The 20,753-nt window shown below is 64.4% G+C and carries 15 protein-coding genes and 1 tRNA gene; 9 read left to right on the top strand and 7 right to left on the bottom strand.

From position 1 onward, the window contains the following. The first annotated feature begins 50 nt into the window (after positions 1–50). Both secA and putA read left to right on the top strand, forming a co-directional pair. Positions 51–2,786, top strand: coding sequence for a preprotein translocase subunit SecA (gene secA / locus LZ519_RS03920; protein ID WP_249867415.1), 2,736 nt, complete (start codon positions 51–53; stop codon positions 2,784–2,786). Beyond that, positions 2,765–5,923, top strand: coding sequence for a bifunctional proline dehydrogenase/L-glutamate gamma-semialdehyde dehydrogenase PutA (putA, locus tag LZ519_RS03915; RefSeq protein WP_249867414.1), 3,159 nt, complete (start codon positions 2,765–2,767; stop codon positions 5,921–5,923). Before secA ends, putA begins: the two co-directional genes overlap by 22 nt. Here the strand turns inward: putA and folE are convergent. Together folE and LZ519_RS03905 are read right to left on the bottom strand one after the other, a co-directional pair. Further along, positions 5,920–6,558 carry a GTP cyclohydrolase I FolE gene (gene folE / locus LZ519_RS03910; protein ID WP_249867413.1) on the bottom strand — a complete coding sequence of 213 codons (639 nt, stop codon included), beginning with the start codon at positions 6,556–6,558 and terminating at the stop codon, positions 5,920–5,922. The two genes, putA and folE, sit on opposite strands and share 4 nt — an antisense overlap. Then, a complete protein-coding gene (locus tag LZ519_RS03905; protein ID WP_249867412.1) occupies positions 6,558–8,099 on the bottom strand; it encodes an FAD-dependent oxidoreductase in 1,542 nt (513 codons plus the stop codon). Before LZ519_RS03905 ends, folE begins: the two co-directional genes overlap by 1 nt. A gap of 162 nt (positions 8,100–8,261) precedes the next feature. On the opposite strand from LZ519_RS03905, the gene LZ519_RS03900 reads away from it, so the two are divergent. Then, on the top strand, positions 8,262–8,591 hold the full coding sequence (locus LZ519_RS03900; protein ID WP_249867411.1) for a hypothetical protein: 330 nt from the start codon (positions 8,262–8,264) through the stop codon (positions 8,589–8,591). Here the strand turns inward: LZ519_RS03900 and LZ519_RS03895 are convergent. From LZ519_RS03895 to LZ519_RS03880, 4 genes are all read right to left on the bottom strand, one after another. Continuing rightward, positions 8,575–8,649 (bottom strand) — tRNA-Asn (locus LZ519_RS03895). The two genes, LZ519_RS03900 and LZ519_RS03895, sit on opposite strands and share 17 nt — an antisense overlap. Before the next feature lie 76 nt (positions 8,650–8,725). Beyond that, complete coding sequence (locus LZ519_RS03890; protein ID WP_283937393.1) at positions 8,726–9,490, bottom strand: NAD kinase; 765 nt, start codon at positions 9,488–9,490, stop codon at positions 8,726–8,728. 135 nt (positions 9,491–9,625) lie between these two features. Continuing rightward, positions 9,626–13,126 carry a transcription-repair coupling factor gene (gene mfd, locus LZ519_RS03885; protein ID WP_249867409.1) on the bottom strand — a complete coding sequence of 1,167 codons (3,501 nt, stop codon included), beginning with the start codon at positions 13,124–13,126 and terminating at the stop codon, positions 9,626–9,628. Then, a complete protein-coding gene (locus LZ519_RS03880) occupies positions 13,123–13,467 on the bottom strand; it encodes an FAD assembly factor SdhE (protein ID WP_348539379.1) in 345 nt (114 codons plus the stop codon). Before LZ519_RS03880 ends, mfd begins: the two co-directional genes overlap by 4 nt. 17 nt (positions 13,468–13,484) lie before the next feature. Between LZ519_RS03880 and LZ519_RS03875 the strand changes: the two genes are divergently transcribed. Genes LZ519_RS03875 through LZ519_RS03865 form a run of 3 tightly spaced genes read left to right on the top strand, consistent with a single transcriptional unit; the run spans position 13,485 to position 16,683 of the window. Then, positions 13,485–14,129 (top strand): hypothetical protein, encoded by a 645-nt coding sequence (locus LZ519_RS03875; RefSeq protein WP_249867408.1) that lies wholly within the window; start codon positions 13,485–13,487, stop codon positions 14,127–14,129. Between the two features lie 38 nt (positions 14,130–14,167). Beyond that, positions 14,168–16,228 carry an ATP-dependent DNA helicase RecG gene (recG, locus tag LZ519_RS03870; protein WP_249867407.1) on the top strand — a complete coding sequence of 687 codons (2,061 nt, stop codon included), beginning with the start codon at positions 14,168–14,170 and terminating at the stop codon, positions 16,226–16,228. Between the two features lie 11 nt (positions 16,229–16,239). After that, positions 16,240–16,683, top strand: a complete 444-nt coding sequence (locus tag LZ519_RS03865; RefSeq protein WP_249867406.1) for a DMT family transporter — start codon at positions 16,240–16,242, stop codon at positions 16,681–16,683. On the opposite strand, the gene tyrS is transcribed toward LZ519_RS03865, so the two are convergent. Then, positions 16,680–17,903 (bottom strand): tyrosine--tRNA ligase, encoded by a 1,224-nt coding sequence (gene tyrS / locus LZ519_RS03860; RefSeq protein WP_249867405.1) that lies wholly within the window; start codon positions 17,901–17,903, stop codon positions 16,680–16,682. The genes LZ519_RS03865 and tyrS overlap by 4 nt on opposite strands. A gap of 59 nt (positions 17,904–17,962) precedes the next feature. On the opposite strand from tyrS, the gene LZ519_RS03855 reads away from it, so the two are divergent. The 3 genes from LZ519_RS03855 to LZ519_RS03845 are packed head-to-tail and all read left to right on the top strand — an operon-like array spanning position 17,963 to position 20,693. Then, entirely contained in the window at positions 17,963–18,505 is a 543-nt protein-coding gene (locus tag LZ519_RS03855; RefSeq protein ID WP_249867404.1) for a DOMON-like domain-containing protein, read from the top strand. Further along, positions 18,502–19,698 (top strand): exo-beta-N-acetylmuramidase NamZ family protein, encoded by a 1,197-nt coding sequence (locus LZ519_RS03850; RefSeq protein ID WP_249867403.1) that lies wholly within the window; start codon positions 18,502–18,504, stop codon positions 19,696–19,698. The genes LZ519_RS03855 and LZ519_RS03850 overlap by 4 nt, the downstream gene beginning before the upstream one ends. Next, positions 19,698–20,693 (top strand): aspartyl/asparaginyl beta-hydroxylase domain-containing protein, encoded by a 996-nt coding sequence (locus LZ519_RS03845; protein ID WP_249867402.1) that lies wholly within the window; start codon positions 19,698–19,700, stop codon positions 20,691–20,693. Before LZ519_RS03850 ends, LZ519_RS03845 begins: the two co-directional genes overlap by 1 nt. Positions 20,694–20,753: the final 60 nt, after the last annotated feature.

Here is a 20,753-nt window from a genome sequence, read left to right as displayed (position 1 = left end):
AGGCAGGTCGCCGGTTCCGCCGTGGCGCCTCGAGCATCTAAGGGAATTCCATGATCGCCGCACTGGCCAAACGCGTCTTCGGATCGGCAAACGACCGCTATGTGCGGAGCCTCTCGAAATATGTCGACGCGGTCAACGCGTTCGAGACGACGATCGAGGCGCTTAGCGACGACGAGCTTCGCGGCCAGACGGAGATTTTCCGCAAGCGGCTCGCGGACGGCGCCAAGCTCGACGATCTTCTGCCGGAGGCCTTCGCCACGGTCCGCGAGGCTGCCAAACGTACGCTTGGCCAGCGGCATTACGACGTCCAGCTGATCGGCGGAATTGCACTCCACCGCGGCGAGATCGCCGAGATGAAGACCGGCGAGGGAAAGACGCTCGTCGCGACGCTCGCGGTCTATCTCAACGCGCTGACCGGCAAGGGCGTGCACGTCGTCACGGTCAATGACTATCTCGCCCGCCGCGACGCGGACTGGATGGGCCAGATCTATCGCTTCCTCGGGATGAGCGTGGGCGTGATCGTCCCCAACCTGACGGACGATGAACGGCGGGCTGCTTATGCCGCGGACATCACCTACGGCACGAACAACGAATTTGGCTTCGATTACCTCCGCGACAACATGAAGTTCACCCGCGAGCAGATGGTGCAGCGGCCGTTCAATTTCGCGATCGTGGACGAGGTGGACTCAATCCTGATCGACGAGGCCCGGACTCCGCTGATCATCTCCGGCCCGACCGACGACAAGTCGGAGCTTTACGTGTCGGTCGACAAGATCGTGAAGACCTTCACCGAGCAGGATTACGAGAAGGACGAGAAGCAAAGGTCGGTTGTCCTGACCGAGGACGGCACCGAGAATGCGGAGCGGATGCTCGAGGAGGCGGGTCTGATCGAAGGCCGCAACCTCTACGACATCGTCAACACGCAGACGGTCCATCACCTCAACCAGGCGCTCAAGGCCAACGTGATGTTCAAGAAGGACATCGACTATATCGTGAAGGACGGGAAGGTCGTCATCATCGACGAATTCACCGGTCGGATGATGGATGGGCGGCGCTGGTCGGACGGACTTCACCAGGCTGTGGAAGCCAAGGAAGGCGTGTTCATCGAGCCGGAGAACCAGACACTCGCGTCGATCACTTTCCAGAACTATTTCCGGATGTACCCGAAGCTGTCGGGAATGACCGGCACGGCGATGACCGAGGCCCCGGAATTCTTCGACATCTACAAGATGAACGTCGTCGCAATCCCGACCAACGTGCCCGTCAAGCGCGTCGACGAGGACGACGAGTTCTACAAGAACATCACCGACAAATTCTCCGCCATCGCCAAGGAGCTGAAGGAGAAGCAGGAGAAGGGCCAGCCGGCGCTCGTCGGCACCGTCTCCATCGAAAAATCGGAGATGCTGTCCGAATATCTCGACAAGGAGGGCATCAAGCATTCGGTCCTCAATGCCCGCTTCCACGAGCAGGAAGCGCATATCGTCGCCCAGGCCGGCCGCATCGGGGCGGTAACGATCGCGACCAACATGGCCGGCCGCGGAACCGACATCCAACTAGGCGGCAACCTCGAGTTCCGGATGCTCGACGAGTTCCCGGACCTGGTCGCCGGAACGCCCGAATATGAGGCGCAGGCGGAGAAGATCCGCGCCGAAATCGTGCAGGAGAAGCAGCGCGTGCTCGAAGCCGGCGGTCTCTACGTGCTCGGCACCGAGCGCCACGAGAGCCGGCGTATCGACAACCAGCTTCGGGGCCGCTCAGGCCGTCAGGGCGACCCCGGACTGTCGAAATTCTACCTCAGCCTCGACGACGACCTGCTTCGAATCTTCGGCCCGCAGACGATGTTCGCGCGGCTGATGAACAAGAACCTGGAGGACGGCGAGGCGATCATCTCGCCGTGGATCTCCAAGGCGATCGAGACCGCGCAGAAGAAGGTCGAGGCGCGCAACTACGACATCCGCAAGCAGGTGGTCGAGTTCGACGACGTGATGAACGATCAGCGCAAGGTCATCTACGAGCAGCGCGCAGACATCATGGACTCCGAAAGCGTCAGCGACGTCATCGTCGAGATGCGCGCGGAGACCGCGGCTTCGATCATCGCGACCCATTGCCCGCCGGGCACCTATCCGGAGCAGTGGGACGTCCCGGGGCTGAAGGAGAGCATCGACGTCGTCTTCGGACTCCAGCCACCAGTCGACGATTGGCTGGAGGAGGAAGCGGTAGAGCAGGACATGCTGATCGAGCGGCTTCAGAACCTGGCCGAGGAACACATGGCCGAGAAGCTAAAGGACGTGGAGCAGGAGCGCTGGGCCGAGGCGGAAAAACAGATCCTGATCCAGACACTCGACCATCACTGGAAGGACCATCTGGCGACCCTCGACGCACTCCGGCAGGTGATCCACCTGCGGAGCTACGCGCAGAAGAAGCCGATCGACGAGTATAAGCAGGAAGCTTTCCTGCTGTTCGAGCGGCTACTGGTGTCGATCCGCGAGGAAGTCACCAAGATGCTGATGCGCGCGAACATCCAGCTTGAATCCGCGCCGCCGCCACCGCTGCCCGATTTCATTACCCAGCACATCGATCCGTTCTCGGGTGACGACGATACTGCGGACGTTGACGCAGCCACCGGAGCGATCCTGTCCAATCTGCCGCCGCTTTCGATACCGCAGCCCGATCTGCCGGCGATGGAGGGTGGCACCGATACGGCGACGGCGCCGGTCAGCCGCAATGCACCATGCCCCTGCGGGTCGGGCAAGAAGTACAAGCATTGCCACGGCCAGCTCGGATAGCTGAAGCGGCGGCTGCGCCCGCCGTCGGCATCGATCGCCAGCGGGTCCGGCTCGCCTATCGTCCGTGCGAAGAAGCCGTCGCGTCGGAGCGTATCGAGCAGGCGCGGTTGAATCCCGAGCAGTCCAGGGAAGCGGGTTCCATCGCCCGGACGCTGGTGAAGGGAATGCGCGCTCACAAGCCCGCAGGCCTCGACGCCTTCCTTCACACCTACGACCTTGGAAGCGACGAGGGCATTGCCTTGATGTGCCTTGCCGAAGCGCTCCTTAGGATTCCCGATGCCCATACGGCAGACGAGCTGATTGCCGACAAATTGTCCAAGCCGCGCTGGGCCGAGAAGCTTGGCGATTCCGGCTCGGCCTTCGTCAATGCGGCGACCTTCTCGCTTCTCCTCACCGGCAAGGTCCTGGAGAATGCGAACGACCGTTCCGACAATTGGCGGGCGGCGATCGGCCGGGCGGTCGGACGTCTCGGCGAACCGGTCATTCGAACGGCGGTCGACCAGGCGATGCGAATCCTGGGCCGCCAGTTCGTCTTCGGCCGGACGATCGATGAAGCGCTAAAGCGGGGTGCGCCCGAGCGGAAGAAGGGGCTAAGCCACAGCTTCGACATGCTCGGCGAAGCGGCGCGGACAGTCGCCGACGCCGAGAGCTACGCAGATTCCTACCGCAACGCGCTCGACAAGATCGCCGCGCAGGCCAGCGGCGGCTTCGCTCGCTCGCCGGGCATCTCCGTGAAGCTGTCGGCGCTCCATCCGCGCTACGAGTGGAGCCATGCCGAGGAGGCGAAGGCCTATATCCTCCCTGTTCTCCGGGAGCTTGCGGCCAAGGCGAGCGCGGCCGATGTGCATTTGACGATCGACGCCGAAGAGGCCGATCGGCTCGAGCTCCAGATGGACCTGTTCGAGGCGCTGGCTGCGGACGATTCGCTTTTCGCCAACGGCTGGGGCGGCCTCGGGATCGCGGTCCAGGCCTACCAGAAACGGGCGCTGCCGTTGTGCGAATGGGCGGTGGATCTCGCCCGCGCTCGCGGCCGCAAGTTCATGATCCGCCTGGTCAAGGGCGCCTATTGGGACACGGAGATCAAGGCTGCGCAGGTCGCAGGCCTTCCAGATTATCCGGTCTTCACCCGCAAGGTCGCCACTGACGTGTCCTACCTCGCCTGCGCCAAGGCCCTGCTGAGCGCGAGCGACGTCATCTATCCCGCATTCGCCACGCACAACGCCAACACCATCGGGCAGATCAAGTCGCTCGCGGGGGGCGCGACGTTCGAATTTCAGCGCCTGCACGGCATGGGCGAGGAGCTTTACGAAGAGCTGGCCAAGCTCGAGAAGGCCATCGGCGACGCGCAAACTCCCGTGCGCATCTACGCGCCCGTCGGAAGCCATAAGGAGCTGCTCGCCTATCTCGTCCGCCGACTGCTGGAGAACGGCGCCAATTCGAGCTTCGTCAACCGCATTGCGGACGAGCAGGTGTCGGTCGAGCAGCTGGTTGGGGATCCGGTCGGCGAGCTTGAATCTCTGGAGCCCAAGCGGAACCCGAAGATCGTCCTCCCACCTGACCTGTTCGCGCCTCAGCGGCGCAATAGCGCCGGGGTCGATCTAAGCGATCCGCTCGTTCGTGAGCCGTTGCTCGAGCGCCTCAAAGCGCTCGAAGCGCGCAATTGGACCGCGAAACCTGGCCTTGGAAAGGGCGAGGGCAGGGCGATCGTATCGCCTCATGACCACCGGATCACCGTCGGAACGACGTTCGAGGCGACCACGGCCGAGGTCGATCGCATGGTTCATGCCGCGCATGCGGCGCAGGTGGGTTGGGATTCGCTGGGCGGCGAAGCGCGTGCGCAGCTTCTCGAGCGCGCGGCCGACCTCTACGAGGCGCATGCCGAGGAATTCTTCTCGCTCTGCATTCGGGAAGCCGGGAAGACCTTGGTCGATGCCGTGCTTGAAGTGCGCGAGGCGGTCGATTTCCTCCGCTTCTACGCGTCAGAAGCACGGCGCCAGTTCACCAGGCCGCTCCCGCTTCCGGGACCGACCGGGGAGCAGAATGAGTTGCGGCTGCACGGCCGTGGGGTCATCGCCAGCATTTCGCCTTGGAATTTCCCGCTCGCCATCTTCACCGGGCTGATGTCCGCGCCGCTGGCCGCGGGCAATGCGGTCATCGCCAAGCCTGCCGGGCAAACGCCGCTGATCGGCGCGCTGGCGGTCGAGCTGATGCATCAGGCGGGCGTTCCCAAGGATGTCGTACAGCTTGCGCCCGGTTCCGGCAGGGTCGTCGGCGGTACGCTGACCGCCCACCCGCTGCTTGCGGGCGTGGTCTTCACGGGTTCGACCGAGACCGCGCGGATGATCAATCGGACGCTGGCCGAGCGCGACGGGCCCATCATCCCGTTCGTCGCCGAAACCGGCGGCCAGAATGCGATGATCGTTGACAGCTCAGCGCTCCCGGAACAGGTCACGCGCGACGTCATTTCGTCCGCCTTCCAGAGCGCGGGCCAGCGGTGCTCGGCCTTGCGGGTCCTGTTCGTCCAGGAGGATGTCGCCGACGGCATGATCAAGATGATCGCCGGCGCGATGGAAGCGCTCAAGGTGGGCGACCCGAGCGATCCGGCGACGGACGTCGGCCCGGTCATCGACCAAGCTGCGAAGAAAGTGCTCGATGATCACCTCAAGTGGCTCGACAAAAATGCGAAGAAAATTTGCCGGCTGGAGCCGCCGAAAGAGGCGAAGAACGGCTGCTTCGTTGCTCCCGCCTTTTATGAGATAAAGTCGCTAAGCCAATTGGATCGCGAGAATTTTGGCGCGATCCTGCACGTCATTCGCTTTGCCGGCGACAAGCTCGATGAAGTGGTCGAGGCAATCAACACGACCGGCTACGGTCTAACGCTCGGCCTCCAGAGCAGAATCGACACGGTCCGCGACTATGTCGAAAAGCATGCTCGCGTCGGCAACCTCTACGTTAACCGCAACCAGATCGGCGCGGTCGTCGAAAGCCAGCCGTTTGGCGGCGAGGGCCTCAGCGGCACCGGCCCCAAGGCTGGCGGTCCTCATTACGTCGCGCGCTTCGCCACCGAGCGCGTCACCTGCGTCGACACGACGGCCGCTGGGGGCAACGCCAGCCTTATGGCTGAGCTTGAAGGCTAGCAGCGGCGAATCGAGTCCAACAGGTCGCGGCGGATCGATTCGTCGGTCTTGAACTCGCCGATCCAGCATTTCGTCACCATCGAAATGCCGTGCTGATTCACTCCGCGCGTGGACATGCAGCCGTGGGTCGCTTCCACCACGACCGCGACCCCCCTGGGTTGAAGCACATCGTCGAGTGCATGAGCGATCTGGTTGGTTAGCCGCTCCTGAAGCTGAAGGCGCCGCGCATAGCCATCGACCAACCGCGAAAGCTTTGAAATGCCTACCACGCGGCCGTTGGGCCGGTAGGCGACGTGCGCCTTGCCTGTGATCGGCGCCATATGGTGCTCGCAGGTGGAAACCAGCGGAATGTCGCGCAGGAGCACCGTCTCTTCATAGCCTTCGGTCTCTTCGAACACCCGGCCGAGAAAAGACTTGGGATCGATCCGATACCCGGCGAACCACTCGGCATAGGCCTTGGCTACGCGGGAAGGCGTGTCGCGGACGCCTTCGCGAGACGGGTCGTCCCCCGCTGCCGCGATCAGCATGCGAACCGCCCGCTCGATCTCGAGCTGCGCCGGCCGTGGAGCCGGCGCGCTCTCCTCGAAAATGTCGCTGTCCGAAATGTCGAAAGCGTTGAACTCGGTAAGATTCACTAAACCCTCCCCGCACTGGCATTGATGCAATTTTCGAGGGTCAGCTCGTCTTCCAGATTGTCCTTGTCGCGGCCGACCGAAGCCGACGCGCAATGGACGTCATCGCGGAAGTATCGGATCGTGAAGGACCCGCCCTCGACGTCGCCGTCGACGAGGACCTTGTCCCAGCCTGCACCGCGGCCGACGTAGCGGATTGAGGTGCCGAACTGCTGGGTCCAGAAGAAGGGCACGGACTGATAAGGCCGGCGGGCGCCCACCATGTTCGCGGCCGCAACCTGGCCCTGGCGCTCCGCCACCACCCAATGTTCTATCCGGACTCGCTCGCCGGTTGCGGCATCCGGGTAGGATGCGATGTCTCCGGCGGCGTAAATCCCCGGGACGGAAGTTTCCAGGAAGGCATCGACCAGGATTCCGTTGTCGACCTCCGCGCCCGCGGAACGCGCCAGGTCGGTGCGCGGCTGTACGCCGATGCCGACGACCACGAAGTCGGCTTCGATCTGTTCGCCGTTGGCGATGGTGACCGTGCGCCCGTCATAGCCCGAAGCTACGCACCCCAGGTGGAAACGCACGCCGTTCCTCTGGTGGATACCGGTGATGTACTCGCCCAGCGCGATCCCGAAGACCCGGTCGAACGGCACGTGTTCGACGGCGACGACATCGACCTCGGCGCCGCGGGCACGAAGCGCGGCGGCCGCTTCCATTGCAATGAAGCTGGCGCCGATGACCACTGCGCGGGACCCTGGCGTCGCCTGGGCGGCGATGGCGCGGGCGTCGGCGATCGAGCGAAGGGTGAAAACCTTCTCGCCGTCGAATCCGGGTGTCATCAGGCGATTGGGCTCCGAACCGGTAGCGATCAGGAGCTTGTCGAAGTGGATGTTCTCGCCCGACGCGCAGTGGACGGTGCGAGCTTCCGGGTCGATTCGAGTCACCGGCGTGGAAAGCCGCAGCTCGATGTTGTTGTCCGAATACCAGTCGGCTGGGCGCAAAGGCAGCCACTCCTCGGGCGCCGTCCCGGCGAGATAATCCTTCGACAGGTTCGGGCGATCGCACGGCGGGTCGGAATCCGCGCTCAGCATGATGATCGACCCCGAAAAGCCGAGCCGGCGAAGCTCGTTGGCACAGGCGAGGCCGGCGGCACCGCCGCCGATGATGACGATCCGGCGAGCGTCGGCTCCCGTGTCCTCCCCGCTCTCGGGCCGCGCCTTCAGCTTGTAACTGACATAGGCTTTGTCGCTGTCGACATCGACCTGCCAGCGGTCGAGCGGGTCGAGCGCGGGGGCTCTCAGCGCGGCGCCCGTCTTCAGGTCGAAGCAGGCGTGGTGGAGCGGGCAGCGCACCGTTCGCCCGTCGGCAAGCCCGTCCGGCAGATGCCCGCCATAATGGGTGCAGGTGCCGCTTACCGCGTAGAGCTCACCGTCGATCCGAGACAGGAGCACGGCCTCGTCGCTGACGCGGCCGGCAATCGTCCCGCCTTCGGTAATGTCCGACAGGGGGATTCCGGCCGTCAGATCCGGTCCCGTCGCCGCCTGTGCTTCGCTCACCTTCAAATCCTCTCGCTCCTTTGATGGAGGGCGGGGCAAAAAGGTTCCGGATGGCAGACATCAGCGTCCGGACTCGCGAAATGCTGACGAAATCTGCGGTGTTTTCGATCCACCGCCACCGATTACCGTGGTATGGAAGCGTGCCTGGAAGGGAGCCTCCACATGCAGCGTCTTAGCCTGATGGGAAGATCACTGGTGACCAGCCTTTGCCTGACATTCTTCGCCGGAATCGCTGCAGCAGAGCCGGTGAAACCGGCCCCAAAGAAGCACCCGGAGTGCCAGGGAACAAAGGTGAAGACCGCCTGCAACCACGCGGCCGACGTGAAGGACTTCGTAACAAGCATACAGGTCCCACCGACACCGGCGCCGACGGCGGACGGACAACAAACCACTGTCCCACAAACTCGTGAAGAGCTGCAGCCCGCGAAGGAGGACAGCGCGGGCGCAAAGCCGCCGCCCGAAAGCGTTGGAGAAATGGCTCCCCGGGCCTGATTCGAACAGGCGACCATTCGATTAACAGTCGAACGCTCTACCGCTGAGCTACCGGGGAGCAGCCCCGTCTCAACGGAGCGCCGCGGCTAGATAGCGAAGCCGGCTCCAAAGGCAAGGCCGGAAAGCCTCCAGGCTCAGGTCGCGAACTGCTCCATCGCGATCCGCTCGTCGAGGGCGTGCTCCGGATCGAACAGCAAGGTTAGCGAGCGCTCCCGGTCGAGGCTGACGTCGACCTGGGCAACCTCACGCACCTCGAACTGATCGGCAACCGCGGATACCGGGCGGTTCTCCGGGTCGAGCACCTTGAAGCAGATGTTGGTGTCGTCGGGCAGGATCGCGCCTGACCAGCGCCTCGGCCGGAATGGGCTGATAGGCGTCAACGCAAGCATCTTCGCCTGGAGGGGAAGGATCGGACCCCCGGCGGACAGGTTATAGGCGGTCGAACCCGCGGGGGTGGCCACGAGGATTCCGTCGCAGGCGATCTCCGGCATCGCCGTCCGGCCGTTCACCGACACTTCGATCTTCGCCGTCTGGCGCGTTTCGCGGAGAAGCGAGACTTCGTTGATTGCCGCGTGTGTGAAAGTCTCGCCCGACACCGTTCGCGCGGTCATCTGAAGCGGTGCGACCCGGATCGCCTTGGCGCCTTCGATCCGCTCCGCCAACCGGTCGAGCCGCCATTCGTTCATCAGGAAGCCGACGGTGCCTCGGTTCATCCCGAACACCGGGCGCGCGGCGCCGCTCTCCAGCATGTGGTGGAGCGTGTGGAGCATGAAACCGTCGCCGCCGAGCGCGACGAGGATGGTGGCCTCGTCGGCCTTGGCCCAGCGATAGCGGCGGCGAAGCATCGCCTCGGCGGCCTGCGCGACCTCACGGTGGGACGCCAGCAGCCCGATCCCCAGCTCGGCGAGATCGACCTTTGCCTGCTTAGGCACGCCCGACGGGTCATTCGCGCTCAGAATTCTACTCCCGGCTGCTCACGTGAGGCCGAGCATAAACGCAATCGCGCAGCCCTGCGAATCGCCTTGGGGTTCCAGCTACGCAGGCTGCAGCTCGTTTTTCGCCGCTTCGCCGGCGGCCGCGACCCGGGAGAGGCCGAGCGACAGCTGCAACGCGCCGTTGAGGCGGTCCTCGGGCGTCGGCCAGTTGCGGCTCACCGCCAGCTTGCTGTCCGGCCGAAGCTTGGCGCTCCCTTTCAGCCGCTCGATGTAGGCGAGGAGCCCCTGAAGGTCGGGGAAGCCGTTCGACGCAAAGGTCACCACGGCGCCTCTCGGCCCGGTATCAAGCTTGGCGACCATGGCTTTCTTGCAGTTGAGCTTGGTCTCTACGATCTTGAGCAGGTTCGCCGTCTCCTCCGGAAGCGTCCCGAAGCGGTCGATTAGCTCGGCTGCGAATTCCTCGATCGCGTTCTTGTCCTCCAGATCGCCGAGGCGGCGATAGAGGCCCATCCGAAGGTCGAGGTCGGGAACATAGGCTTCCGGGATCAGGATCGGCGCATCGACGCTGATCTGCGGCGAGAATCCCTCCTGCCGCTCGATTCCGCCGGCCTTGGTCTCGACGATCGCCTCCTCCAGCATCGACTGGTAGAGCTCGAAACCGACCTCCTTGATGTGGCCCGACTGCTCGTCGCCGAGAAGGTTGCCGGCGCCGCGAATGTCGAGGTCGTGGCTTGCAAGCTGGAACCCGGCACCGAGGCTGTCGAGGTCTGCCAAGACCTGTAGCCTCTTCGCGGCCGTGTCGGTGATCTGCCGGTTCGCGGGCGTCGTCAGATAGGCGTAGGCGCGAACCTTGGCTCGGCCGACGCGCCCTCGAAGCTGATAGAGCTGCGCAAGACCGAAGCGGTCGGCGCGGTGGACGATCAGGGTGTTGGCACTGGGGATGTCCAGCCCGCTCTCGACGATGCTGGTCGACAGAAGCACGTCATATTTGCGGTCGTAGAAGGCGCTCATCCGCTCCTCGACATCGGTCGCGCTCATCTGGCCGTGGGCGGTGACGGCCTTCACTTCGGGGACTTCCTGCCGAAGCCATTCCTCCAAGTCGGGGAGGTCGGCGATGCGCGGAGCGACGAAGAAGCTCTGGCCGCCGCGATAATGTTCGCGGAGCAGCGCTTCGCGGATCACTACATGGTCCCACGGCGTGACGTAGGTGCGCACCGCAAGCCGGTCGACCGGCGGGGTCTGGATTACGCTCAGCTCGCGAAGCCCGCTCATCGCCATCTGGAGCGTGCGCGGGATCGGGGTCGCGGTCAGGGTCAGAACATGGACGTCGGCCTTGAGCCCCTTCAACCGCTCCTTGTGAGTCACTCCGAAATGCTGCTCCTCGTCGACAATAACGAGGCCCAGCTTCTTGAACTTCAAGCCTTTTGCCAGAAGTGCGTGAGTGCCGATAACGATATCGACGGTGCCTTTCTCAAGGCCTTCCTTCGTCTTCTTGGATTCTGCCGAGGGAACCAGCCGCGACAGGCGTCCGACCTCGATCGGAAAGCCGTGGAGGCGGTCGACGAAGTTCGAATAATGCTGCCGTGCGAGCAAAGTCGTCGGGCAGATCAGCGCGACCTGCATTCCGGACATGGCGACAAGGAAGGCGGCGCGTAGCGCGACTTCGGTCTTTCCGAAGCCGACGTCGCCGCACACCAATCGGTCCATCGGCCGCCCGGCCTCCAGATCCGCCAGAACCTCCTCGATCGCACGTTCCTGGTCGTCGGTCTCCTCGTAGGGGAAGCGGTCGACGAACTGCGGGAACGCCGAATCCGCCTCGATGACCGGCGCTGGCCGCGTCGCCCGGATCGCAGCGATCTTGATCAGCTCGCCGGCGATCTCGCGGATCCGCTCCTTCATCCGCGACTTGCGCCGCTGCCAGGCTTCGCCGCCGAGCCTGTCCAGGCTCACTCCGTCGCTCTCGCTGCCGTAACGCGACAGGAGCTCGATGTTCTCGACCGGAAGGTAGAGCTTGTCGCCGCCCGAATATTCGATCGCGACGCAATCGTGCGGCGACTTGCCGACCTGGATCGACGTCAGCCCTTCATATTTGCCGATCCCGTGCTCGGCATGGACGACGAGGTCGCCGGGGGACAGGCTCGCGATCTCGGCAAGAAAGGCGTCCGCGCTCTTGCGCCGCTTGCGCCGGCGGACGAGCCGGTCGCCGAGCATGTCCTGCTCGGTGAGGACGGCGACGTCGGCGGTTGAAAAGCCGTGGTCGAGGGGAAGCACCAACAGCGCCGGCTGGGTCTTGGCGCCGAGAGCTTCCTGCCAGCTTTCGACCTTCGCCTGAGCCTTCACTCCATGGTCTTCGAGAAGCCCGGAAAGCCGCTCGCGAGCGCCGCGGGTGTAGCTTGCGAGCACGACCTTGCGGCCGCTCCGCCTAAGCTTGCCGATATGCTCGGCCACCGCTTCGTAGACGTTGGCATTTCTAGCGCGCTCCGGCGCGAAGTCGCGCGCTGCCTCGACGGCGAAGTCGATCGTCCGCGGCCCCTCGGCTTCGGGCAGAGGCGAACTCCGATGGATCGGTCGCGAGGCTACTGCCCCGTCCCACTCATTCTTGGGGAAGTAGAGCGCGTCGGGAGGAAGGGGGCGATAACTCCCCGGCTCCGACTGCATGGCGCGAGTCCGGTTCTCGAAATAATCCGCGATGCTTTCGCAGCGCGATTCCAGGGCCCCGTCGGTCCCCGAATCGCGGACGAGGATGTCGTCCTCTCCCAGATAGTCGAACGGCGTTGCCAGCCGCTCCTCGAGCAGTGGCAGCCAATGCTCCATTCCCGCCATCCGGCGCCCGTCCGACACAGCTTGGTAGAGCGGATCGCCGGTCGCGGTCGCGCCGAAGGTTTCGCGGTAGCGTTCGCGGAACCGCTTGATCGTGTCCTCGTCGAGCAGTGCTTCGGAGGCCGGCATCAATGTGAAGGCTTCGGCAGCGCCGGTTGACCGCTGGTCGGCGGGATCGAACCGCCGAAGGGTTTCGATCTCGTCGCCGAAGAAATCGAGGCGAAGGCCGGTCGACTCTCCCGACGGGAACAGGTCGATCAGCGATCCTCGGACGGCAAATTCGCCATGCTCGGCAACCGTGTCGCTCCGCTGATAGCCGAGCGCCGTCAGTTGTTTCACAAGCTCGTCGCGGTCGATCCGCTCGCCAACTGCGATCCGTCGGGTCAGCTGGCGCACCCGGAATGGCGTCAGTACGCGCTGCGTCGCGCCGTTCGCGGTGACGACCAGAAGCTGCGGCTTCTTTATCGGCTCCTGGAGTACATGGAGCGTCGACAGCCGCTCCGCCATTACCCGAAGCGCGGGCGAAGCGCGGTCGTAGGGCAGGCAGTCCCACGACGGGAGGGCAAGCACCTCCACTTCCGGAGCGAACAACGGAACCGTGTCAGTCAGCGCTCGCATCGCCGCTTCATCCGCGGCGACGATGACCGCCCGAGAGGACTTGCTTCGCCCATGCGCAGCGCGGGCGAGGTCCGCGGCGAGCCACGGCAGGAATCCCCCCGGGACGCCGGTGAGGGTCAGCGGCTCGCTGGCGGCGAGGATCCGTTGGAGCGGCTCCGTCATGGGGCCTTGGTTATGTAATCGAGCTTGCGCAGCGCATCGAGCATTGGCCCTTGGTAGCGTTCCGGCGCCTCGGCGGTTCCGCTCGCCCAGGCGAGGATGTCGACGTCCTGCTCCTCGAGCATCTCGGCGAAGCTTGCCCGCTCCGACGAACCCCACGACGGATGGTGAGCGTCAAAGAACCCGCCGACTAGGAGGTCGGCTTCATACGTCCCACGATGATGGGCGCGCCAGCGCAGGCGCTTCAGTTCCGCGTCCTGATGCATGGCCGCCATGTAGGAGCGCAGCACGACGGAGGAAAGTCGCCGCATCCGCTTGGGATTCGTTGCGGCCGAAACATCCATCTTCTACGACTTGCGAGATGGACGTCCTTGGCGATTTTGACCGCGACGGATTCGCTCATCTGCGCGGTCTGATTCCCGGCGAAGTCGCGCGTGCGTTCATGGGTAGGCTCAAGGAAGCGACGCGCGGGCGCGCCATTCCGCTCAGCAAACCCCAGCCATTTCCGGCTGTGCTGAAGCATCCGGCATTCGACGTTTCGTCGGACGCATTCAAGCCAATGGAATTTTTCCTGTGGGGGCTGACGCCGATCATGAGCCAGTTGCTCGGACGGCGTCTCCTGCCGAGCTATACTTATTTCAGGATCTACCTGAAGGGTGACATCTGCCGGATTCACTCGGACCGTCCTTCGAGCGAGTTCGGGCTGTCACTAACTCTGGACTACAGCGACGGCGAGGTATGGGACCTACAGTTGGGCAAGGAACGGATCGATTCCCTCTATCCCCTGTCCGACGACTTTGGCTCCATGGATTATGCCTCGATTGGGATGCAGGTCGGTGATGCTGTCCTCTATCAGGGAAGCCATTACGCGCACGGGCGAATGCAGCCGAACCCCAACAAGTGGTCCGCTCATCTCTTCTTATTCTTCGTAGACCGCGACGGTCCGTATCGGCAGCATGCGTTCGACGAGAAAAATTTCGAGAAAGTCGACTTCACCTTCGTTTAACGCAGCGGCGACGGGGGGCATCACGGAATTGAACACCTATGCGGCCTGACGTGCTCAATGCGTTGTTCGCGGAGGTCGAGACTCTTCCGGGTGTCGGGCCGCAGGTGGCGAAGCTTCTAAAGAAACTCGACATCACTCGCGTCATCGACCTGCTCTATCACCTGCCGACCGGTGTCATCGACCGAGTCAGGGTTCCCGCGGCAAGCCCAAGCCTTGTGGGCCGCAACGTGATCCTCGAGCTGAAGCCCTACCAGGCGCGCGAGCCCCGCTCCGGGCGCGGTCCGATGCGGGTGTTCGCGTCCGACGGCGACGGCAACACCATCAGCCTCGTCTATTTCAACAACCCCGGCTGGGCTAAGAAGAGCCTGCCGATGGACCAGGTCCGGATCGTCTCCGGAAAGCTCGAGCAATATGGCGACGAGTGGCAGATCATCCATCCGGACGTGTCGGAGCCCGGGAAGGGGCCCGCGCCCGTCATTCGCGAGCCGGTCTATCCCCTGACCGAGGGCATCACCAACAAACGGATGCGGGAGCTTGCCGGAGAATCGGTCGAGCGCGCGCCCGACCTGCCCGAATGGATCGAGCCGAGCCTTGCCGCGCGCGAGGCGTGGCGGCCGTGGCGGGCCGCGGTCGCCGAGGCCCACCAGGACCCCAATGCCACCGACGCTTGCCGGCGCCTCGCCTATGATGAGATTTTCGCGAACCAGCTGGCGTTGCTCCTGCTCAGGCAATCGGCACGCCGGAACCGAGGCGTCCCGCTGGTCGGCACCGACGCGCTGATCGGCAAGCTCAAGCTGCCCTACGAGCATACAGGAGCGCAGCGGCGGGTTATCGGCGAAATTCGCGGCGACATGGAGCAGGCGGTGCCGATGCTCCGGCTGCTCCAGGGGGACGTCGGATCAGGCAAGACCCTGGTCGCGCTGGAAGCAATGCTGATTGCGGTGGAGGCGGGCGCCCAGGCGGCCCTCCTGGCGCCGACCGAGATCCTCGCCAGGCAGCATTTCGAGACCCTGACGAGGCAATTAGGCTCGCTCGGCGTGCACGTCGCCATCCTGACAGGCCGGGAGAAAGGCCGCGCGCGGGAGAGTGTGCTGATGGGTCTCGCCGACGGTTCGATCGATATCCTCGTCGGCACCCATGCCATCTTCCAGGAGAAGGTCGCGTACAAGAAGCTGGGGTTGGCGGTAATCGACGAGCAGCACCGCTTCGGAGTGTCGCAGAGGCTGCTTCTGTCGCAGAAGGCGGAGCGGCCGCCGCACTTGCTGGTGATGACCGCAACCCCGATCCCGAGGACTCTGACCCTCACCCAATATGGCGAGATGGACGTCAGCCGGATCGACGAGATGCCGCCGGGCCGCTCGCCGGTCGAAACCCGGGTGATCAGCGACGAGAAGCTCGCCGATGTCGTTGCGGGTCTCGGCCGCCACGTCGCAGCCGGAGGCCAAGCTTACTGGGTCTGCCCGCTGGTTGAGGAAAGCGCGACGAGCGACGCCGCTGCGGCCGAAGAACGGGCTCGGCTGCTCAAGGTCAGGTTCGGCGATGACAAGGTCGGGCTTGTGCACGGCCGGATGAAGGGCCCGGAGAAGGACGCGGTGATGGCCGCCTTCGCCGCGGGCGGCATCGCTGTGCTGGTAGCGACCACTGTGATCGAGGTCGGCGTCGACGTGCCCAATGCGACCCTGATGATCATCGAAGGGGCAGAGCGCTTCGGGCTCGCGCAGCTGCACCAGCTTCGCGGCAGGGTAGGGCGCGGAGCGGGCAAGAGCACCTGCCTTCTGATCCGTGGGCCGAGCCTTACCGAATCGGCGCGGGCCCGGCTGGCGCTGATGCGCGAGACCAACGACGGCTTCCGCATCGCCGAAGAAGATCTGCGGCTTCGCGGTCCGGGCGAAATACTGGGCACCCGCCAGTCGGGCGAGGAGGGTTTTCGCGTGGCCAAGGTAGAGGACGTCGAGGCGCTCGCCCCGATCGCCCAGAGCGACGCGCAATTGCTTCTCGACCGCGACGGCGGGCTTTCCGGCCCCCGAGGGCAGGCGGCGCGGGTGTGCCTGTATCTCTTCGAGCGCGACCAGGCGGTCGGGCTCATCAGGAGCGGGTGACGAGAGACATCATGGCCCTTCTTATTCCGATCCTGCTCGTGTTCTTCGCCGGAGCGATGGTCGCCGCGCAGGCGCCGACGAATTCGATGCTCGCGAAAGCTGGCGGCTCGCCGATCCTGGCAGCGCTCATTTCATTTTGCGTGGGGACGGTTGCGCTCTTGCTCGTCTGGCTCGCCACTCCGAACCGCCCGGGGGTCTCAGCGTTCGCAGGCCTGCCGTGGTACGCGTGGATCGGCGGCTTTTACGGAGCCGTGTTCGTGGCCGTCGCGGCTTATGTGGCGCCCAGGATCGGCGTCGCTTCGCTGATCACGATCGGAATCGCAGGACAGATCGCGATGGCGCTGATGCTCGACCATTTCGGGGCGCTCGGCCTTGAGCGCGAGCCGATCAATTTCGGGCGCGTCGCGGGCGCGGTGCTGGTGATCGCCGGAGTCGTTCTCGTCCGTCGGAGCTAACGGGTGAGCAGCGCGTGGCGCTTCTTGCCGAGGCTAAGCTTCACGGGATCGGCAGTGACGGTAACGACCAGCGACGGGTCGCTGACCGGCTGATCGTTCAGGCGCACCGCACCTTCGGCTATCTTGCGCTTCGCTTCCTTGTTCGACGGAGTGAAACCAAGCGCGGTGAGGGCATGGGCAATCGTCATGCCGTCGCCGACGGACAAGGTTGGCAAATCGCCGCCCGTCCCGCCTTCCGCAAATGTCTGGTGGGCGGTCTTCTTGGCATCGAGCGCCGCATCGCGCCCGTGAAGCAGCGCCGTGGCTTCCGTCGCGAGCACGACCTTCGCGTCGTTGATCTCCGCGCCGGGAAGGCTCTCAAGCCGAACGATGATGTCCAGCGACAGATCGGTGAACAGGCGGAGGAACTTGCCGACGTCGGCATCCTGCGTATTCCGCCAGAACTGCCAATAATCATAGGGGCTGAGCATGTCCGGATTGAGCCACACTGCACCCTGAGCGGTCTTGCCCATCTTGGCGCCGTCGGCGGTCGTGATCAGCGGGGTGGTGACGCCGTAAAGCTCAGTCCCGTCCACGCGGCGTGCCAATTCGATGCCGTTGACGATATTGCCCCATTGGTCGGAGCCGCCGAGCTGCAGCCGGCACTCCTGGCGCCGCGACAGCTCCAGGAAATCGTACGCCTGCAGGATCATGTAGTTGAATTCGAGAAAGGTCAGCGGCTGCTCGCGGTCGAGCCGGAGCCGGACGCTGTCGAAGGTCAGCATCCGGTTGATGGTGAAATGCGGGCCGATGTCGCGAAGGAACGGCAGATATTCCAGGCCGTCCAGCCACTCCGCATTGTTCAGCATGATCGCATCGGTTGGCCCGTCGCCAAACGTCAGGAACGGTTCGAAGTTCTTGCGGATTTTGGCGATGTTCGAATCGATATCAGCTTCGGCGAGCAGCTTGCGGCTCTCGTCCTTGCCTGACGGGTCGCCGACCTTGGTCGTCCCGCCGCCCATCAGCACGATAGGGCGGTGCCCGGCTTGCTGCATCCGCCGGAGCAGCATGATCGACACCAAATTGCCCACGTGAAGGCTCGGCGCGGTCGCGTCGAAGCCGATGTAGCCGGTGACCGGTCCTTTTTCAGCAAGCGCATCGAGCGCCGCGGGGTCCGTCAGCTGATGAATGTAGCCGCGCTCTTCGAGCAGCTTGAGCAGGCTGGAGCGGTAGGCTGTCATGATCGTCGCTTAGCCAACTCGTCAGCACCGGGAAAGCTGGATAGGAAGCGAGGGTGCAAGTGAACCTCGTCCCGCACCCGTCCACTCCACCCACCAGCCAGCCGTTCAAGGTTTGGGCAACGGTCGATTATGTTGCCTCGTTCGGCGCCGTGGCCACCGCCAACATCTGGTTTGGGGTAGGCGCTCCGCTCGAACGGTTCGTCATTCCGCAGTCGGACGAGCCAGGGCGCGCGGACGACCTGTGGAAGACGACCTGCTTCGAAGCCTTCCTCCGAGCGGACGGCGAGCAGGAATACCGCGAGTGGAATTTCTCGCCCTCGGCTGACTGGGCGGCCTACGATTTCTCCGCCTATCGCGATGGAATGGCCGAAGCGGAGGTCCAGGCCCCCTACATCAGGCTCGAGGACAATCTGACCTGGTGGGCGCTCGGAGCGACGATTGTCGCCGAGGCGAGCAAGACCTGGCAGCTCGGCCTCGCGGTCGTTCTCGAGGAGGCGGACGGGACCAAGTCCTATTGGGCGGCGAAGCACCCGGCGGAAAAGCCCGATTTCCACGATGCGGATTGCTTTGCTTTGCAACTGGCGGCAGCGAAGCCGGCATGACCCTGTTCGGAATCGACCGGCTGCTCGCCGACCCGGAGCTTCGCCGCGAGCTCGACGGCAAGCGCGTCGCGCTTCTCGCCCATCCTGCTTCGGTGACTGCCGACTTGACCCACAGTCTCGATGCTTTGGTCGCAGCGGGCATCAAGGTCACCGCCGCATTCGGGCCGCAGCACGGCCTTCGCGGCGACAAGCAGGACAATATGGTCGAGTCCGAGGACTTCACGGACCGGGTCCACCAGATCCCCGTCTTCAGCCTGTACGGGGAGGTCCGCCGTCCTACGGGGCAGATGCTGTCCACCTTCGACACGTTCCTGGTCGACCTTCAGGACGTCGGATGCCGAATCTACACATTCATCACCACGCTGCTCTACGTGCTCGAAGCGGCGGCCGAGACGGGCAAGAGCGTCTGGGTGCTCGACCGTCCGAACCCCGCCGGCCGTCCTATCGAGGGACTGACGCTTCGCGAAGGTTGGGAGAGCTTCGTCGGCGCAGGCCCGATACCGATGCGCCACGGGCTGACGCTGGGCGAGCTCGGCAGCTGGTTCGTCGATCACTTCAAGCTCGACGTCGACTACCGGGTGATCGAGATGGACGGCTGGCGGCCGGACGAGGGCCCTGGCTTCGGCTGGCCCGAGGATCGCATCTGGATAAACCCGAGCCCGAACGCCGCCAACGTGAACATGGCGCGTTGTTATGCCGGAACCGTGATGCTCGAAGGCGCGACGCTCAGCGAGGGAAGGGGGACCACCAGGCCGCTCGAGCTGTTCGGAGCGCCAGACATCGAGCCCCGCGCGGTCCTTGCGGAGATGGTGAAGCTCGCGCCGCAATGGCTGGCCGGGTGCAAGCTTCGCGAGATCAACTTCGAGCCAACCTTCCACAAGCACGTCGGCCAGTTGTGCAACGGCGTGATGATCCATGCCGAAGGCCGCTTCTACGACCATCAGGCGTTCAGGCCCTGGCGGCTTCAAAGCCTGGCCTTCAAGGCGATCCGCCGGCTTTACCCCGACTACGGCTTGTGGCGCGATTTCCCCTACGAATATGCGTTCGGGAAGCTGCCAATCGACGTGATCAACGGCTCGCCCTTGCTTCGCGAGTGGGTGGACGGTGATTCAATACCGGCCGATCTGGACGCGATCGCTGTATCGGACGAGCGCGACTGGGAAGAGCAGCGAAAGCCCTTCCTCCTCTACTGATGGCCGACGAAGCCGAAATCGATGCGCTGCTCGAGCGGGAGCCGCGCAACATCGAAGCGCTGGTGCGCAAGGGTGACTTGCGCGCTTCCGCTGGCGACGACCGGGCGGCGATGGCCTTCTACAAGGCCGCGCTGTCGGCGGCGGCGGCGGCCCAGCCCCTGCCGCAATCTCTTCGCCCGGCGATCGAGCGCGCCCAGGCCGGGGCTGCCCGCGCGAACGCATTGTTCCAGGAGCATCTCGAGCGGGCGCTGGCCGAACGCGGCTTTCCCGAAAACCGGCGACCGCCCCGCTTCCAGGAGTCGCTCGACCTGATGCTCGGGCGGAGGACCGCGACCCTGCAGCTGCAGCAGCCCGGCAGCTATTATTTCCCGGGCCTCCCGCAGCGCCGATACTATGAGCGCACGGACCTGCTCTGGTCCGCAGGGGTCGAGGCGGCGGCAGCTGCGATCCGCGACGAGCTTCTTGCTTTCCGCTCTGCCGGAAGTGCGGGCTTTTCGCCGTACCTAATCAGCGATCCCTCTCGCCCGCGGAGCGAATTCCACGGCCTGGTCGACAATCCGGAGTGGAGCACCCTTTATCTTTGGCAGAACGGCAGCGCGGTCGAAGGTGTGACCAGCCAATTTCCCGCCACCATGGCCGCGCTGGAGGCGCTCGAGCTCACACGCCTCGGCGCCCGTGCGCCGTCAATCCTGTTTTCCCGTCTCGCTCCCGGCGCGCGCATTCCGCCGCACCATGGAGTGATGAACGCCAGGCTGATCTGCCACCTTCCGCTGATCGTTCCTCCCGGATGCGGATTTCGGGTCGGCGGGGAAACTCGCGAATGGCGCGAGGATGAGCTGCTCGTCTTCGACGATACGGTCGAGCACGAAGCGTGGAATGACAGCCCGAGCGAGCGCATCATCCTGATCTTCGACGTGTGGCGTCCGGAGGTCGGTTCGGAAGAGCGGCGGGCGATATCTGCGCTCTTCGAAGCGGTGGACAGTTACGGCGCCTAGAACGCTCAGGGAACCCGACTCGGCGGCGGAGCATTAATTCCGCGAAAGTCAACACAAAAG

It is taken from the genome of Sphingomonas anseongensis (assembly GCF_023516495.1).
Lineage (GTDB): Bacteria > Pseudomonadota > Alphaproteobacteria > Sphingomonadales > Sphingomonadaceae > Sphingomicrobium > Sphingomicrobium anseongensis.
The sequence above is the reverse complement of the archived record's forward strand: the minus strand, read 5'-3'. Positions and strand labels throughout refer to the sequence as shown.

What these genes read in the sequence shown, in the direction of transcription:
- LZ519_RS03875 (WP_249867408.1), top strand. Translation starts at nt 13,485, where the DNA reads ATGGACGTCCTTGGCGATTTTGACCGCGACGGATTCGCTCATCTGCGC.
- mfd (WP_249867409.1), bottom strand. Translation starts at nt 13,126, where the DNA reads ATGACGGAGCCGCTCCAACGGATCCTCGCCGCCAGCGAGCCGCTGACC.
- secA (WP_249867415.1), top strand. Translation starts at nt 51, where the DNA reads ATGATCGCCGCACTGGCCAAACGCGTCTTCGGATCGGCAAACGACCGC.
- LZ519_RS03880 (WP_348539379.1), bottom strand. Translation starts at nt 13,467, where the DNA reads ATGGATGTTTCGGCCGCAACGAATCCCAAGCGGATGCGGCGACTTTCC.
- LZ519_RS03845 (WP_249867402.1), top strand. Translation starts at nt 19,698, where the DNA reads ATGGCCGACGAAGCCGAAATCGATGCGCTGCTCGAGCGGGAGCCGCGC.
- recG (WP_249867407.1), top strand. Translation starts at nt 14,168, where the DNA reads ATGCGGCCTGACGTGCTCAATGCGTTGTTCGCGGAGGTCGAGACTCTT.
- LZ519_RS03865 (WP_249867406.1), top strand. Translation starts at nt 16,240, where the DNA reads ATGGCCCTTCTTATTCCGATCCTGCTCGTGTTCTTCGCCGGAGCGATG.
- LZ519_RS03900 (WP_249867411.1), top strand. Translation starts at nt 8,262, where the DNA reads ATGCAGCGTCTTAGCCTGATGGGAAGATCACTGGTGACCAGCCTTTGC.
- LZ519_RS03850 (WP_249867403.1), top strand. Translation starts at nt 18,502, where the DNA reads ATGACCCTGTTCGGAATCGACCGGCTGCTCGCCGACCCGGAGCTTCGC.
- tyrS (WP_249867405.1), bottom strand. Translation starts at nt 17,903, where the DNA reads ATGACAGCCTACCGCTCCAGCCTGCTCAAGCTGCTCGAAGAGCGCGGC.